This window comes from Xanthomonas sp. D-109, from assembly GCF_017746095.1.
GTDB classification, from domain to species: domain Bacteria; phylum Pseudomonadota; class Gammaproteobacteria; order Xanthomonadales; family Xanthomonadaceae; genus Xanthomonas_A; species Xanthomonas_A sacchari.
This window is the reverse complement of record NZ_JAGHWV010000038.1, coordinates 246-16,102: the sequence shown is the minus strand read 5'-3', so window position 1 is coordinate 16,102 and position 15,857 is coordinate 246. Positions and strand designations below refer to the sequence as shown.

Below are 15,857 nucleotides of genomic sequence, written 5' to 3'. Positions count from 1 at the left end.
GTTGCCGGTGCCGGGCCAGCGCGCCACCACCGCCCGCACCGCGCCGCGCGCGCTGCCCGACGAGGACGGGCTGCTGGCCGCCGCGCCGCGCGCGTCCCTGCGCCAGCCGGCCGCGCCGGCCACCGCCGCCGGCGGCTCCAGCGTGCTCGACGAACTGCGCGAGGTGCAGGCGGAGAACAGCGACAGCCTCGCCACCGGCGCCAGCTACCGCGCCCGCGACGGCGAGGCCGGCCTCGGCCGGCTGCGCGACCTGGAAGTGCCGCTGCACGGCGAATTCGCGGTGGGCGAGGGCAAGCTGCAGGTCGATGTCACCCCGACCCTGCTCGACGCGGGCACGCTCGGCACCGACTACGCCACCGCCAGCCGTTTCGGCGCCGGCCCCGCTGCGGCGATGGGCGATGCCCTGGCCGCCGACCGCACGCCGATCGACAGCCTGGTCGGCAGCGACCTGTACCAACTGCTGCTCACCGAGGGCAACAGCAACGCCACCCGCAACGCGCTGCGCACCTACGCAGTCAACAGCGGGCTGTACAACAAGCTGTTCAACGACACCGACCCGGCGCTGACCAACGCGCAGCGCGAAGCGGCGGCGCTGCAGGCGCTGTACGCCGAACCGCTGTCGGCGTTCCTGCTCGGCAACACCGCCGCCGATACCGCCATCGGCACGCTGGCCAGCGCCATCCTCGGCGATGCCTCGCGCAGCGCCGACCTCAGCGCCGCCGACATCGCCCGCTTCCGCAACCTCGCCGCCAATCCCACTGCCGCGGCGCTGACGCCGGCCGGCTTCAGCCAGGCGCTGTACACCATGGCCGCCAACGGCAACGGCGCGCGGCGCATGGACCAGGACGCGCGCGGCGTCGGCATGGCGGTCACCTACAAGAACGGCGGCTTCAGCGCCGATCTCGGCAGCACCCCGGTCGGCTTCCCCGAGCGCCGCATCGTCGGCGGCGTCGGCTATCGCGGCCAGGCCGGCGACAACCTCACCTATTCGGGCGAGGTGTTCCGGCGCGCGGTCAGCGACAGCCTGCTGTCCTTCGGCGGCGTCGACGACGGCCGCACCGGGCTCGGCTGGGGTGGCGTGACCAGCAACGGCCTGCGCCTGTCGGCCACCCTCGACAACGGCCTGCTCGGCGGCTACGCCAGCGCCAGCGCCGACCGCCTGGTCGGCCGCAACGTCGCCAGCAACGACCACCGCCAGGTCGACCTGGGCGTGTACGTGCACGCGCTGGACACCGAGAACCAGTCGTTGACTGCCGGCCTCAACCTGACCGCGATGCAGTACGACAAGAACCTGGGCGGCTACACCTATGGCCAGGGCGGTTACTTCAGCCCGCAGGACTACGTGGACCTGGGCTTCCCGGTGCACTGGAGCGGGCGCACCGCCGGACGCACGGTCAACTGGAGCGTGGACGCCAGCGTCGGCGTGCAGCACTTCCGCAGCGACGACAGCCCGTACTTCCCGACCAGCGCGCAGATGCAGCAGGCCGCCTACGACGCCGCCTCGCTGGCCGCGCTGCTGGGGCTGACCGACCGCTACGTCGCGCCGGTCTACGCCGGGCAGAGCAAGACCGGCATGTCGTACAACATCGCCGGTGCGGCGGAGTGGCAGATCGCCCCGCAACTGTTCCTGGGCGGTCGCCTACTGCTCAACAACGCCCGCGACTACACCCAGTTCAGCACCAACCTCTACGTGCGCTTCGTGCTCGACCGGCTCGGCGCCGGCCTCGGCCGCCGCCCGCAGGTGCTGGCCTCGCCGTACGTGCCGGAGTAGGGCGCGCGGCGCGCGGAGACCGGCGCAGGCGTCAACTGTCGTACAGCCGCGACAAGCGACGCCGAAACCCGACTGACACCCTCCGTCGTCGGGACTGAAGTCCCTCCCACAAGGATGCCAAGCGCATCCCTGCGGGAGCGACGTCAGGCGGGCGTCACGTGTGCACATCCATCTCGGCGGATGGCCCACGGCGCTACGGAACCACGCGTGACGGAACGCGCGCTACGCTGGCTGGGTGCACGGTGGGAGGGACTTCAGTCCCGACGCATTGCGCCATCGGCAAGCGCGCCACGTCGCGCGTCGCGGCTGCATGACAGTTCGCACCTGCAGAATTCGCCAAGCGCTTTGCCGCAACACGGGGATTGCACCGCGGTGTGTCGCAGTCGGGGCAGGGGAGGCCGCAGCCCGCGCTGCACGCGTCGCCGCCACGGCGGATAATCGCGGCCATTCCCCGCTGCCAGGAGTCCGCACATGATCCGCGACATCATCCGCATGGGCGACCCGCGTCTGCTGCGCCAGGCGCCGCCGGTTACCGATTTCGACAGCGCGCAACTGCATGCGCTGGTCGCCGACATGTTCGAGACCATGGACGCCGCGCGCGGCGTCGGCCTGGCCGCGCCGCAGATCGCGGTGGATCTGCAACTGATGGTGTTCGGCTTCGAGCGCAGCGCCCGCTATCCGGACGCGCCGCCGGTGCCGCGCACCGCCCTGGCCAACGTGGAGATCGAGCCGCTGTCCGACGACCTGGAGGATGGCTGGGAAGGCTGCCTGTCCATTCCCGGACTGCGCGCGGTGATTCCGCGCTACCGGCACATCCGCTACCGCGGCGTGCTGCCCGACGGAACTCCGCTGCAACGCGACGCCGAGGGTTTCCACGCCCGCGTGGTGCAGCACGAGCACGACCACCTGATCGGCCGCCTGTATCCCTCGCGCATCCGCGACTTCGACAAGTTCGGCTTCGAGGACGTGCTCTCCTACGACTTGTAGTGCCGGCATCGGCGTTGTGCTGTTGATTTTCGTCGGAGCGGCTTCAGCCGCGACCGGGCGTTCCCGGTCACGGCCCGGTCGCGGCTGAAGCCGCTCCGACGACAGCGCCGATCACAGGCGCTGCCCAAAACGCACACGGCCCGCGCGAGGCGGGCCGTGGCGGGTGCTGCCAGGAACGCGCTGCGGCTTACTTCAGCGCCTTGAAGCGCAGGCGCTTGGGGCCGGCGTCGTCGCCCATGCGGCGCTTCTTGTCTTCCTCGTACTCGCGGTAGTTGCCCTGGAAGAACTCCACGTGCGAGTCGCCCTCGAAGGCGATGATGTGGGTGGCGATGCGGTCCAGGAACCAGCGATCGTGCGAGATCACGAAGGTGTTGCCCGGGAACTCCAGCAGCGCGTCTTCCAGTGCGCGCAGGGTTTCGATGTCCAGGTCGTTGGACGGTTCGTCGAGCAGCAGCACGTTGCCGCCCTGCAGCAGGGTCTTGGCCATGTGCAGGCGGCCGCGCTCGCCGCCGGACAGCGAGCCGACCATCTTCTGCTGGTCCTGGCCCTTGAAGTTGAAGCGGCCGATGTAGGCGCGCGACTGGATCTCCACGCCGTTGATGTTGAGGATGTCCAGGCCGCCGGAAATCTCCTGGAACACGTTGTGGTTGCCTTCCAGCTTGTCGCGGCTCTGGTCCACGTACGACAGCTGCACGGTCGGGCCGACCACGATCTCGCCCGAATCCGGCTTCTCCTGCCCGGTGATCATCTTGAACAGGGTCGACTTGCCGGCGCCGTTGGGGCCGATGATGCCGACGATGGCGCCCGGCGGGATGATCATCGACAGGTTGTCGATCAGCAGGCGGTCGCCGAACTTCTTGGAGACGTTCTTGAACTCCATCACCGAGTTGCCCAGGCGCTCGCCCGGCGGGATGAAGATTTCGTTGGTCTCGTTGCGCTTCTGGTAGTCGACCGACTGCAGTTCGTCCAGGCGCGCCAGACGCGCCTTGCCCTTGGAACGGCCGCCCTTGGCGTTCTGCCGGGCCCACTCCAGTTCCTTCTGGATCGCCTTCTGCCGCGCCTTCTCCTGGTTCTCTTCCTGCTTCAGGCGCTCGTCCTTCTGCATCAGCCATTCGGTGTAGTTGCCCTTCCACGGAATGCCGCGGCCGCGGTCCAGTTCCAGGATCCACTCGGCGGCGTTGTCGAGGAAGTAGCGATCGTGGGTAACCGCGACCACGGTGCCGGTGTAGCGCGCCAGGAACTGCTCCAGCCACTCCACCGACTCGGCGTCGAGGTGGTTGGTCGGTTCGTCGAGCAGCAGCATGTCCGGCTTCTGCAGCAGCAGCCGGCACAGCGCCACGCGGCGCTTCTCGCCGCCGGACAGGTTGGCGATCTTGGCGTCCCACGGCGGCAGCCGCAGCGCGTCGGCGGCCACGTCGAGCTGGTTTTCCAGGGTGTGCGCGTCGCCAGCGGCGAGGATCGCCTCCAGGCGCTCCTGTTCCTTGGCCAGCGCGTCGAAATCGGCGCCTTCCTCGGCATAGGCGGCGTACACCGCTTCCAGCGCGGCCTGCGCCTGCAGCACTTCGCCCACGCCTTCCTCGACCGACTCGCGCACGGTCTTGTTCGGATCCAGTTCCGGCTCCTGCGCCAGGTAGCCGACCTTGGTGCCGGGCTGCGGACGCGCCTCGCCTTCGAAATCGGTGTCCACGCCGGCCATGATCTTCAGCACGGTGGACTTGCCGGCGCCGTTGAGGCCGAGCAGGCCGATCTTGGCGCCGGGGAAGAAGGACAGCGAGATGTCCTTGATGATCTGGCGCTTGGGCGGCACGGTCTTACTGACCCGGTTCATGGTGTAGATGTATTGCGACATGGCAGCTCCAAAGGCGCAGGGCGCCCGCCGGCCGGCAGCCGGAGGGCGTCGAAAGGGATGACGGATTATAGCCGGACGGCTGCCGGCAATCGTTGCCGCGGTTGCGCCAGCACACGCGCTGGCGGTGCTGCGCAGGCTATTCGGCGAGCGGCGGCAGTGCCGCGGTCGACGCCGTCGACGATGCGCCGGCGCGGCGCTGCCGGCGCAGGTAGAACAGCGCGCAGAGCACCAGCAGCAGCATCGCCAGCCACTCGCTGTGCAGGGCCGCCTGCATTGCGGCCAGGCTGCCGCCGCGGTGGGCGTGCGCGTAGATCGCGCCCAGTGCCGCCGGCCCCAGGCCCATGGCCGCCTGCAGGATGGTGGAGAGCATGGCGCTGCCGGCGCCGGCATGGTCGGTGGGCACCTGCGACAGGCCGATGCGGTAGAAGCTGGCCACGATCCAGGCCTGGCCGGCGCCGATCAGCGCGGTCGCCGGCGCCAGGTTGGCCGCGCCCGGGTGCGGCCACACCGCGTGCAGCGTCCAGCCCAGTGCCAGCAGGCCCAGCATCTGCACTACGCAGCCCAGCAGCAGCGTCGGCAGCGGGCCGCAGCGCGTCGCCACGCGGGCGCTGACCAGCGCCGAGGCGAAGTAGGCCGCTCCCAGCACGATGAAGGCATTGCCCGACTGCAGCGGCGACAGCCCGGCGCCGGTCTGCAGGGTCAGCGCCAGCACGAACATGAAGCCGCTCCAGCAGGTGAAGAACACCCCGCCCACCAGCAGCGCGAAGCGCACGCTGGGCAGCCTCAGCAGGGCCGGCGGCAGCAGCGGCGTGCGCCCGCGGCGTTCCTGCCACAGTTCGACCCGGGCCAGCGCCGCCAGCAGCGGCAGGCACGCGGCCAGCACCGCCAGGCACGCCGGCGGCCAGTGCAGGGAAGGGCCCAGCGCCAACGGCAGCAGCAGGCAGGCCAGGAACAGCCCCAGCAGCCCGGCGCCGGCCAGGTCGGGCGGCATCCGCCGGGCCGCGCGGGTCTCCGGCACCGCGCGCAGGCAGGCCAGCGCCAGCAGGCAGAACGGCAGGTTGATCAGGAACACGCTGCGCCAGCCGGAGCCGCCGATGTTGGCGCTGACCAGCGAGCCGCCCAGCACCTGGCCGATGACGAAGGCGATGCCGCCCAGCGAGCCGTACAGCGCCAATGCCCGGGCATGCGCCTTGCCGTGCAGGCTGACGTGGATGGTGGCGAGGATCTGCGGCACCGCCAGCGCCGCCCCCAGTCCCTGCAGGATGCGGCCGGCCAGCAGTGCTCCCACCGAACCGGCGACGCCGCACAGCAAGGAGGCCAGGCCGAACAGCATCACGCCGGCGCCGAACACCCGGCGCCGGCCGAGGTTGTCGCCGAGCCGGCCGCCCGCCGCCAGGCCCACCGCGAAGGCGACACCGTAGACGGCCACGATCAGTTCCAGTTGGGTCGCCGACGCATGCAGTGTGTGCGCGATCGAGCCGAGCGCGACGTTGAGGATGGAGAAGTCGATCAGCGGCAGCATCTGCCCGATCAGCAGGATGCCCAGGCCGCGGCGGCTGAGGGTGGGGACGCCGGTGGATATGGCGGACATGGCGGAAGCGGGGGAGGTGGGCGTGGTCATGGCGCGCAGTATGGGCAGTCGCTAAACTGGTACAAGGACTCATTTATCCTGGTACTGACAGTGCCTCCCTGACGGTCCCGGGCGCCGTTTCAGCGGGGCCGGACACGGCGACGCGGCGTGCGCCGCGACCTGACGCCAGATCGTTCGGTGCCGGCAGACAACGACGCGGAGAAGACGATGCAACTGGACCTCGCCCATTCCACGCCCACGCCGCAGCGGGCCGCCGCAGCGGCCGCGTCCGGCCCGGCCCTGGCCAGCGAGCGCGCCCGCGCGCTGGGCGCGTTCCTGCGCGCCCGCCGCGAGAGCCTGGATCCGGCGCGGCTGGCGCTGCCGCGCGGCGGCAGGCGCCGCACCCCCGGCCTTCGCCGCGAGGAAGTGGCCTTGCTCGCCGATGTCGGCGTCACCTGGTACACGTGGCTGGAGCAGGGGCGCCCGGTCCGCGCCTCGGCGCGCGTGCTGACCGCCATCGCCCGCGCCCTGCAGTGTTCGGAGGTGGAAACCGCGCACGTGCTGGCGCTGGCCGGGGTGGGCGAGACCACGGCCCTGGCGCCGCCGCCGTGCCAACGCCTGACCGGCACCGCGCGCATGCTGCTCGATCAGCTCGGGCCGTGGCCGGCGATGCTGCAGACGCCGCGCTTCGACATCCTCGGCGCCAACCCGGCCTTCGAGCGCTTGATGGGGGTGACCCTGGCCGACCTGGCGGACGCCGATCGCAACTGCGTCTATCAGGCCTTCACCAATCCGCGCTGGCGCGACGCGCTGCTCGATCGCCAGGACGTGCTGCAGCACATGGTGGCATTGCTGCGCGCGGCGATGGCCGAGCACCTGGGCGAGCCGGAATGGGAGGCCTTGCTGGCGCGCTACCGTGCGGCCTCGTCCGAATTCGATGCGCTGTGGCGGCAGCGGCGCGAGGTGCGCGGCGTGGAGAACCAGCTCAAGCGCTTCCGCCATCCGCAGGAAGGCGAACTGCGCCTGCAGCAGGTCAACTGGTGGTCGGCGCCGCGCAACGGCAACCGCCTGGTGGTCTATTTGCCGGCCGATGACACAGCGCAGGCCGCGCTGTTGCGCCTGCACGCGCAGGCCGGAAATGCCACTGGATGAACGCTTTCCTAGCCCGATCCGGGAAGCTGAATACGTAACCGATTCCAGCAGGAGACGGTTCAGACGAAAACGGCCTAAATGCATCTGCCACACCACGTGACGGAGTTGCCATGAACATGAAACGCGTTGCCACAATTGCCCTTTCGTCCGCGCTGGCGCTGGGTTTCATGGCGCCATCCGCGTTCGCCTGGGGGCCGGGCGGCCCGGGTCCGGGCTGGGGCCCGCCGGGTCCTCCGGGGCCGCCGCCCCCGCCGCCGGGACCGGGTCCGCGCGACCATGGCTGGTACGACCGCGGCTACCGTGACGCCGATCGCGATCGCGACTGGCGCGACCGCGAGCGCGACCGCCGCGACGCCCGTCGCGCCTACGACCGCGGCTACCGCGACGGCTATCGCAACGGACCGGATGTCGTCTACTACCGCCCGGGCCCGCCGCGCTGGGCGCGCGGCCAGCGCTACTACGGCCCGAACTACGTGGTCTACGACTACGACCGCTACCAGGTCCGGCGCCCGCCGCACGGCTACCGCTGGGTGCGCGACGACACCGGCAACCTGCTGCTGGTCGCCATCGCCAGCGGCATCATCGCCGACCTGGTGCTCAGCGGCCGCTGATCCGCGCCGCAGCACTGCCGAACGGCCTCCCTCGGGAGGCCGTTCGCGTTTTGGTTCGCCCTCGGGCGCGCGCGGGGCTTAAACTAGTCGTCTGCCTTCTGTCCATGCCCCCCGGAGACCCGATGTTCCCGCGCGACGCCCGCATCGAAACCTACGATCCCGACCTGGCCCGCGCCATCGCCGCCGAAGCCGGCCGCCAGGAAGACCACGTCGAGCTGATCGCCAGCGAGAACTACTGCAGCCCGCTGGTGATGGAAGCGCAGGGCAGCCAGCTCACCAACAAGTACGCCGAAGGCTATCCGGGCAAGCGCTACTACGGCGGCTGCGAATTCGTCGACGTTGCCGAGCAGCTGGCGATCGACCGGGTCAAGCAACTGTTCGGTGCCGACTATGCCAACGTGCAGCCGCACAGCGGCTCGCAGGCCAACCAGGCGGTGTACTTCGCGCTGCTGCAGCCGGGCGACACCATCCTCGGCATGTCGCTGGCGCACGGCGGCCACCTGACCCACGGTGCCAAGGTCAACGCCTCCGGCAAGCTGTTCAACGCCGTGCAGTACGGCGTCAACGACCAGGGCCTGATCGACTACGACGAGGTCGAGCGCCTGGCCCTGGAACACAAGCCGAAGATGGTGGTGGCGGGCTTCTCCGCGTACTCGCAGGTCATCGACTGGGCGCGCTTCCGCGCCATCGCCGACAAGGTCGGCGCGTACTTCTTCGTGGACATGGCGCACGTGGCCGGCCTGGTCGCCGCCGGCGTGTATCCGACCCCGCTGCCGCACGCGCACGTGGTCACCTCCACCACCCACAAGACCCTGCGCGGCCCGCGCGGCGGCATCATCGTCGCCAGTGCCGCCGGCGCCGGCGACATGCTCGAGGACCTGTCCAAGAAGCTGCAGTCGATCGTGTTCCCCGGCATCCAGGGCGGCCCGCTGATGCACGTGATCGCGGCCAAGGCGGTGGCGTTCAAGGAAGCGCTGGAGCCGGAGTTCACCAGCTACCAGCAGCAGGTGGTGAAGAACGCGCAGGCCATGGCCAAGACCCTGATCGCGCGCGGCTACAAGATCGTCTCCGGCGGCACCGAAAACCACCTGATGCTGGTCGACATGATCGGCCGCGATGTCTCCGGCAAGGACGCGGAGGCGGCGCTGGGCAAGGCCCACATCACCGTCAACAAGAACTCGGTGCCCAACGACCCGCGCTCGCCGTTCGTGACCTCGGGCCTGCGCCTGGGCACCCCGGCGATCACCACCCGTGGCTACCAGGAGCAGGACTGCGTCGACCTCGCCAACTGGATCGCCGACGTGCTCGACGCCCCGGCCGACGACACCGTGCTGGCCCGCGTGCGCGACGCGGTGACCGCGCAGTGCCGCAAGTATCCGGTGTATGGCTGAAAAACGGGAATGGGGAATGGAGAATCGGGAATGGTTGAAAGCGCTCGCTGGCGCCCTTGGCGTTCCCATTCCCCATTCCCGTTTCCCCACTCCCGGCACCTATATGGCTGAGGCGGGAATGGAGAATGGAGAATCGGGAATGGTCAGACGCGCTACGCTTGCGCTGTTGACGTTCCCATTCCCCATTCCCGTTTCCCCATTCCCGGCGCCCTGAATGCACTGCCCCTTCTGCCAGCACACCGATACCCGGGTGATCGATTCGCGCGTGTCCGAGGATGGCGCGACGATCCGTCGGCGTCGCGAGTGCGAGGCCTGCGGCGAGCGCTTCAGTACGCTGGAGACGATCGAGCTCAAGCTGCCCACGGTGATCAAGAGCGACGGCGGGCGCGAGGCGTTCGATGCGCGCAAGCTGCGCACCAGCTTCGACCGCGCGCTGCAGAAGCGGCCGGTGGCCGAGGAGCAGATCGAGGCGGCGGTGCGCGCGGTGGTGCACCAGTTGCGCATGTCCGGCGAGCGCGAACTGCCCTCGATCCGGGTCGGCGAGTACGTCATGGCCGAGCTGCGCAAGCTCGACCACGTCGGCTACGTGCGCTTCGCCTCGGTATACCGCAGCTTCCAGGACGTGGCCGATTTCCGCGAGGAGATCGAGAAGCTCGAGCGCGAATTGCCGGTCGGCAGCGAGCAGTTGCCGCTGCTGGACCTGGTGCGCGCGGCCAAGCCGGGCGACAAGACCGGCAAGCGCTGAGCGCATGCGCATCGTCTGTCTGGCCGAGGCCGCGCAGCACATCCCGACGCTGGCGCAGGAGCATCTGCAGGCCTTCGGTGCGCTGCTGCCGGAATGGAACGTGGTGGAGGCCGAGGCCGACCTGCGCAGCCATCGCGACGACAAACGCATTCCCACCAGCTGGATCGCGCTCGCGGGTGACGACTGGCTGGGCTCGGTGAGCCTGCTGCAGAACGACGATGCGCGCATCCGCCAGTTCTCGCCGTGGCTGGCCACGCTGTACGTGCGGCCGCAGGCGCGCGGCGCCGGCGTTGGCGCCGCCCTGGTCGCGCATTGCGTGCAGGCCGCCGCGGGCTTCGGCGTGCAGTGGCTGTACCTGTACTGCGAGCCGGTGCTGGTGCCGTTCTACGAGCGCCTGGGCTGGCAGCGCCATGCCGACCTGCCGCTGGGGCCGCTGTACGTGGTGGTGATGCGCCGCGACGTCGGCGCTGCTGCCGCATGAGCGCCAACGCCGTCTCCGACTTTTCCGCCGACGACCATCGCTGGATGGCGCAGGCCCTGCGCTTGGCCGAGCGCGGCGCCTACACCACGCGGCCGAACCCGATGGTCGGTTGCGTGATCGTGCGCGACGGCGCGGTGGTCGGCGAGGGCTTCCACCAGCGCGCCGGCGGGCCGCACGCGGAGGTGTTCGCGCTGCGCGCCGCCGGCGAACGCGCCCGCGGCGCCACCGCCTACGTGACCCTGGAGCCGTGCGCGCACTACGGCCGCACCCCGCCATGCGCGCTGGCGCTGATCGAGGCCGGGGTGGCGCGGGTGGTGGCGGCGATGGCCGACCCGTTCCCGCAGGTCAACGGCGGCGGCTTCGCACTGCTGCGCGAAGCCGGTATCGCGGTGCAATCCGGGTTGATGCAAGCGCAGGCGCGCGCGCTCAACCGTGGCTTCCTGTCGCGGGTGGAGCGTGGCCGACCGTGGCTGCGGATCAAGCTCGGTGCCAGCCTGGACGGACGCATCGCCCTGGCCAGCGGCGAATCGAAATGGATCACCGGCGCGGCGGCACGCCAGGACGTGCAGCATTGGCGCGCCCGCGCCGGCGCCATCCTCACCGGCGCCGGCACCGTGCTGGCCGACGATCCGGCGCTGACCGTGCGCCTGGATGCGGCGACCGAGGTGATGCCGCCACTGCGCGTGGTGCTGGACGCACAACTGCGCAGCCTGGCCCAGGCCAAGGTCCGCGACCGCAGCGCGCCGACCCTGTACCTGCATGGGCCGGACCGCGTGCTGCCGACGCTGGATCACGCGACATTCGCCGCCGTGCCGCTGCACGACGGGCGCTGCGATCTGCATGCGGCGCTGCGCCTGCTCGGCGAACGCGGCATCAACGAGGTGCAGGTCGAAGCGGGCGCGACGCTGAGCGGCGCGTTGCTGCGCGCCGGCCTGGTCGACGAGCTGCTGGTGTACATGGCGCCGCTGCTGCTCGGCGATACCGCCCGTCCGCTGCTGGCCGGGCTCGGCATCGAGACCATGGCGCAGCGGGTGCCGCTGCAGCTTGCGGACATCGTGCAACTGGGGCAGGACCTGCGCTTGCGCTATCTCCCGGCAGCGGACTGAGTCCGTCAACGCAACGCATCAACGCGAAGGGCACGCCGGCGCTGTTCGCCGGCGTGCCCTTTGTGCGCAAAGCGCCAGGTCTTGGATCAGAAGCTGGCGCGCACGCCGACCTTGTACTGGCTGGCATCATCGATGTATTGGAATTCGCCGACCATGCCCCAGGTGCGAGTGAAGTTGATCTGGCCACCGAGGGTGCCGACGAACTTGCCTTCGTCGGCATCGCTGCCGTCGATGTAGCCGGCCTTGATCCAGGCTTCGGTCCGCGGCGAGGGCTTGCCGCGCAACCCGAGATTGACGGCACCCAGGGTGCTGGAATCGGAGCCGCGGCCGAGACGCACGCCGTCCTCGCGCAGGTCGGCTTCGGCCTTGACCCGCAGCACGCTGGCGTCTGCGATGAAGTCCACCCGCTCGGTCATTTCCTGCCGGTAGCCGATGCCCAGGTTGGCCTGCTGCACGGTTACCTTGGCGGTGTACACCTCGGACAGGACGAAGTCTTCGCTGGCGCGCTGGTAGCCGGCGAACACATACGCCGGCTCGGCAATCTGCCAGGAGCCGCGCAGGTAGCCGCCGTTGATGTCCTCGGAGGACGCGTTGACGTTGATCTCGGTGCGGTTCCAGCCGCCTTCGACATAGTTGTAGCTCAGGCCCTCGGCCGACGCGGCAAAGGGTGCGGCCGCCAACAGGGCAGCCAGGATCAGGGTGTTGCGCATGGGTGGTGCTCTCCGAATGAATGGCAGTGTCGGTGCCCCGTTGCAGGGCGGACACGGGCGACGTCGCTGTCGCCTTGCGCATCTTAACAAATATTTCACATTGCTGTCTTGGGGGCGCGCATGCCGCGCGATGCAGTGTCCTGCCCTGATCGACAGTGCGGATCGGGCCCGCCTGACCACGCCTGCTAGAATGCGCAGGCCGGTTCGCCGGCGACCACAAACGTCTTCAGGGCGGGGTGCGATTCCCCACCGGCGGTAGGTGCGCTCGCGCACGAGCCCGCGAGCGCTTCCCGGCGCAGGCGCGATGCGCCGGATCGGGAAGGTCAGCAGATCCGGTGCGATGCCGGGGCCGACGGTATAGTCCGGATGAAAGAAGACGGCCTTCGCGCAGCCTTGCGGCTGTGCGCGTGCCTGTTTGCCTTGTGGCGTTTTTCGCTCACCCCATTGCGAGAAACGTAGCTATGTTCACCGGAATCATCGAAGGCGTCGGCCATCTCGCCGCACGCCAGCCGCAGGGCGGCGATCTCCGCTTCACCTTCGCCACCGGCAGCCTGCCGTTCGCCGACGTGCGCCTGGGCGAAAGCATCGCAGTCAACGGCGTGTGCCTGACCGTGATCGCCTTCGACGCGGCGGCGTTCCAGGCCGACGCCTCCACCGAAACCCTGGCGCTGACCACGCTCGGCCGCCTGGCCGAGGGCGCGGTGCTGAACCTGGAGCGGGCGATGCGTCCCAGCGACCGCCTCGGCGGGCACCTGGTCAGCGGCCATGTCGACGGCCTTGGTGAGGTGCTGTCGATCCACGACGACGCGCGCGCGCAGCGCTGGCGCTTCGCCGCGCCGGCCACGCTGCTGCGCTACATCGCCAAGAAGGGCTCGATCTGCGTGGATGGGGTCAGCCTCACCGTCAATGAAGTCGATGCGCAAGGCTTCGAGGTCGCGTTGATCCCGCACACCGTGGCGCACACCGCGTTCGCGCACACCGCGCTCGGTGCGGCGGTGAACCTGGAGATCGACCTGGTCGCGCGCTACGTCGAACGCCTGCTGCAGGGCCGCCAGGACTGATCCTGGCGTCGTCCGGCCTTCCGCCTATCCGCCACGCTGCGCCGCTGTCCGCGGCGCGCGCGGCATCCTCCGTCTTTCCACGAGTTCCCGCATGTCGCCTTCCGTTACCCCGAGCCTCAATTTCGCCTCCGTTCCCGAGCTGCTGGAAGAACTCCGCGCCGGCCGCATGGTGGTCATCGTCGACGACGAGGACCGCGAGAACGAGGGCGACCTGATCATGGCCGCCGAGCTGGTCAAGCCCTCGGACATCAATTTCATGGTCACCCACGCGCGCGGCCTGGTGTGCCTGTCGCTGACCCGCGAGCGCTGCGCGCAGCTGGGCCTGGCGCCGATGGTCCAGCGCAATACCGCGCAGTTCCATACCAACTTCACCGTCAGCATCGAGGCCGCCGAGGGCGTGACCACCGGCATCTCCGCCTACGACCGCGCCCACACCGTGCGCACGGCGGTCAAGCCGGACGCCAAGCCGCACGACCTCAGCCAGCCCGGCCACATCTTCCCGCTGATCGCCCAGCCCGGCGGCGTGCTGACCCGCGCCGGCCACACCGAGGCCGCCAGCGACCTGCCGATGCTGGCGGGGCTGGAGCCGGCCGGCGTGCTGGTGGAAGTGCTCAATCCCGACGGCAGCATGGCCCGGCGTCCGCAGCTGGAGGAGTTCGCGCGCACCCATGGCCTGAAGATGGGCTCGATCGCCGACCTGATCGCCTATCGTCTGGCCACCGAGCACACCGTCGAGCGCATCGACGAGCGGCCGATCGACACCGAGTTCGGCGGCTTCACCCTGGTCACCTACCGCGACCGCATCGCGCACGACCTGCACTTCGCCCTGGTCCGCGGCACCCCGGATGCCGACACCCCGACCCTGGTGCGGGTGCAGGTGGAGAACCCGCTGGCCGACCTGCTGCACTGGCGCCGCGACGACTTCGGCGTGGCCGCCAGCGACGCCTTGCGCGCGATCGCCGCCGCCGAGCGCGGGGTGATGGTGGTGCTGTCGGCGCCGCGCGACAGCGAAGCGCTGCTGGCGCGGCTGCGCGCACAGCCGGAAGCGGCGCATGGCAAGGACGTGGGCCAGTGGCGGCGCAACGGCGCCGGCAGCCAGATCCTGGCCGACCTGGGCCTGGGCAAGCTGCGCGTGCTCGGCACCCCGCGCCGGCAGGTCGGCCTGGCGGGGTTCGGGTTGGAGGTGGTGGAGCATGTGGAGCCGGGAATCGGGAATCGGGAATCGGGAATCGGTAAAAGCTGATCCCGCGCGATTCCTGCCATTGGCGGTGGCTCGGCCTTCTGCACGGGGCCCCTGGAGCGCTTCCTCGGGGCGCGGCCCCACCGCCTGCTAAACTCTCCCACCCCCTCAAGCTGCCACCGCCATGTCCCACTACGAAGGCGACCTCCGCACTCCCGAGTCGGCGCGTTTCGCGATCATCGCCAGCCGCTGGAACGCCCGCATCACCGACGTGCTGGTCGCTGGCGCGCGGCAGAGCCTGTCCGGCAACGGCATCGCCGATGACGCGGTGGACGTGATCCGCGTGCCGGGCGCGTGGGAGCTGCCGCTGGTCGCCGCGCGCCTGGCCGCGGCCGGCAAGCATGCCGCGATCATCGCGCTGGGCTGCGTGATCCGTGGCGACACCCGCCACTACGAACACGTGGCCGATGGCTGCGCCCAGGGCCTGCTGCGGGTCTCGCTGGACTTCCGCATCCCGGTGCTCAACGGCGTGCTCGCGGTGGAGCAGGTCGAGGATGCCGAGGCGCGTGCCGGCGGCAGCCACGGCAACAAGGGCGAGGAAGCGGCGCTGGGCGCGCTGGAGATGGTCAATCTGCTGGAGCTGCTGCCGTGAACAAACCCGCTGGCCACAAGCACCACCCCCGCCGCGACGGCGTCGATCCGGTCCTGCGTTCGCGTGCGCGCCGGCGTGCGCTGCAGGCGATCTACGCCTGGCAGATTTCCGGCGGCAACGCCCAGCACGTGATCGCCCAGTTCGCGCACGAGCAGGCGCACGAGATCGCCGACCTGGTGTACTTCGAGAACCTCGTCGAAGGCGTGCTCAAGCACCGCGCCGAACTGGACGAAGCACTGGTCGGCTACCTGGACCGCACGGTCGAGGAAGTGGACGCGATCGAACGCGCGGTGCTGCGCCTGGCCGCCTACGAACTGCTGCACCGCATGGACGTGCCGTACCGCGTGGTGATCAACGAAGCCATCGAGACCGCCAAGCGCTTCGGCTCCGAACACGGCCACACCTACGTCAACGGCGTCCTCGACCGCGCCGCGCTGCAGTGGCGCGCGGTGGAGTCGGGGGGCTGAGGGGCTGGGAATGGGGAAAAGGGAATGGGGAATGGCAAAAGCAACTGCCGTCCCCTCCGAGATCGCCGGCGCGCCGGTTGTTGCTCCTGCTTTTCCCATTCCCGACTCCCCATTCCCGATTCCC

Annotated in this window: 15 protein-coding genes and 1 riboswitch; of the genes, 12 read left to right on the top strand and 3 right to left on the bottom strand. The window is 70.1% G+C overall.

Features of this window, described 5'->3' with window-relative positions:
• Both J7357_RS21010 and J7357_RS21005 read left to right on the top strand, forming a co-directional pair.
• A partial coding sequence (locus J7357_RS21010; protein WP_209249454.1) for a cellulose synthase subunit BcsC-related outer membrane protein occupies positions 1 to 1,771 on the top strand: 1,771 nt, incomplete at its 5' end.
• 471 nt (positions 1,772 to 2,242) lie between these two features.
• A complete protein-coding gene (locus J7357_RS21005) occupies positions 2,243 to 2,758 on the top strand; it encodes a peptide deformylase (RefSeq protein ID WP_010341952.1) in 516 nt (171 codons plus the stop codon).
• Between the two features lie 187 nt (positions 2,759 to 2,945).
• Here J7357_RS21005 and ettA read toward each other — a convergent pair whose 3' ends face one another.
• Positions 2,946 to 4,607, bottom strand: a complete 1,662-nt coding sequence (gene ettA, locus J7357_RS21000) for an energy-dependent translational throttle protein EttA (RefSeq protein WP_209032399.1) — start codon at positions 4,605 to 4,607, stop codon at positions 2,946 to 2,948.
• 136 nt (positions 4,608 to 4,743) lie between these two features.
• Complete coding sequence (locus tag J7357_RS20995) at positions 4,744 to 6,198, bottom strand: MFS transporter (protein WP_244667722.1); 1,455 nt, start codon at positions 6,196 to 6,198, stop codon at positions 4,744 to 4,746.
• A 207-nt stretch (positions 6,199 to 6,405) separates the two neighbouring features.
• On the opposite strand from J7357_RS20995, the gene J7357_RS20990 reads away from it, so the two are divergent.
• The 6 genes from J7357_RS20990 to ribD all read left to right on the top strand — a co-directional run bounded on the left by J7357_RS20990 (position 6,406) and on the right by ribD (position 11,663).
• On the top strand, positions 6,406 to 7,329 hold the full coding sequence (locus tag J7357_RS20990) for a helix-turn-helix transcriptional regulator (RefSeq protein WP_209249453.1): 924 nt from the start codon (positions 6,406 to 6,408) through the stop codon (positions 7,327 to 7,329).
• A gap of 110 nt (positions 7,330 to 7,439) precedes the next feature.
• Positions 7,440 to 7,940 (top strand): RcnB family protein, encoded by a 501-nt coding sequence (locus J7357_RS20985; protein WP_209249452.1) that lies wholly within the window; start codon positions 7,440 to 7,442, stop codon positions 7,938 to 7,940.
• 122 nt (positions 7,941 to 8,062) lie between these two features.
• Positions 8,063 to 9,331 carry a serine hydroxymethyltransferase gene (gene glyA / locus J7357_RS20980; RefSeq protein WP_209249451.1) on the top strand — a complete coding sequence of 423 codons (1,269 nt, stop codon included), beginning with the start codon at positions 8,063 to 8,065 and terminating at the stop codon, positions 9,329 to 9,331.
• Positions 9,332 to 9,545: 214 nt separating this feature from the next.
• Positions 9,546 to 10,076, top strand: coding sequence for a transcriptional regulator NrdR (gene nrdR, locus J7357_RS20975; protein WP_010340907.1), 531 nt, complete (start codon positions 9,546 to 9,548; stop codon positions 10,074 to 10,076).
• Between the two features lie 4 nt (positions 10,077 to 10,080).
• Entirely contained in the window at positions 10,081 to 10,557 is a 477-nt protein-coding gene (locus J7357_RS20970; RefSeq protein ID WP_209249450.1) for a GNAT family N-acetyltransferase, read from the top strand.
• On the top strand, positions 10,554 to 11,663 hold the full coding sequence (gene ribD, locus J7357_RS20965) for a bifunctional diaminohydroxyphosphoribosylaminopyrimidine deaminase/5-amino-6-(5-phosphoribosylamino)uracil reductase RibD (protein WP_209249449.1): 1,110 nt from the start codon (positions 10,554 to 10,556) through the stop codon (positions 11,661 to 11,663). Before J7357_RS20970 ends, ribD begins: the two co-directional genes overlap by 4 nt.
• A gap of 86 nt (positions 11,664 to 11,749) precedes the next feature.
• On the opposite strand, the gene J7357_RS20960 is transcribed toward ribD, so the two are convergent.
• A complete protein-coding gene (locus tag J7357_RS20960) occupies positions 11,750 to 12,373 on the bottom strand; it encodes an outer membrane beta-barrel protein (protein ID WP_209249447.1) in 624 nt (207 codons plus the stop codon).
• 218 nt (positions 12,374 to 12,591) lie between these two features.
• A riboswitch (FMN riboswitch) is annotated at positions 12,592 to 12,755 on the top strand.
• Between the two features lie 79 nt (positions 12,756 to 12,834).
• On the opposite strand from J7357_RS20960, the gene J7357_RS20955 reads away from it, so the two are divergent.
• The 4 genes from J7357_RS20955 to nusB all read left to right on the top strand — a co-directional run bounded on the left by J7357_RS20955 (position 12,835) and on the right by nusB (position 15,733).
• Positions 12,835 to 13,434, top strand: coding sequence for a riboflavin synthase (locus tag J7357_RS20955; RefSeq protein ID WP_209249446.1), 600 nt, complete (start codon positions 12,835 to 12,837; stop codon positions 13,432 to 13,434).
• A 91-nt stretch (positions 13,435 to 13,525) separates the two neighbouring features.
• Positions 13,526 to 14,677 carry a 3,4-dihydroxy-2-butanone-4-phosphate synthase gene (ribB, locus tag J7357_RS20950; RefSeq protein WP_209249445.1) on the top strand — a complete coding sequence of 384 codons (1,152 nt, stop codon included), beginning with the start codon at positions 13,526 to 13,528 and terminating at the stop codon, positions 14,675 to 14,677.
• Between the two features lie 121 nt (positions 14,678 to 14,798).
• Positions 14,799 to 15,266, top strand: coding sequence for a 6,7-dimethyl-8-ribityllumazine synthase (gene ribH / locus J7357_RS20945; RefSeq protein WP_209249444.1), 468 nt, complete (start codon positions 14,799 to 14,801; stop codon positions 15,264 to 15,266).
• Positions 15,263 to 15,733: a transcription antitermination factor NusB gene (gene nusB, locus J7357_RS20940; protein ID WP_209032390.1), complete on the top strand. Its 471-nt coding sequence runs from the start codon at positions 15,263 to 15,265 to the stop codon at positions 15,731 to 15,733. Before ribH ends, nusB begins: the two co-directional genes overlap by 4 nt.
• Positions 15,734 to 15,857: the final 124 nt, after the last annotated feature.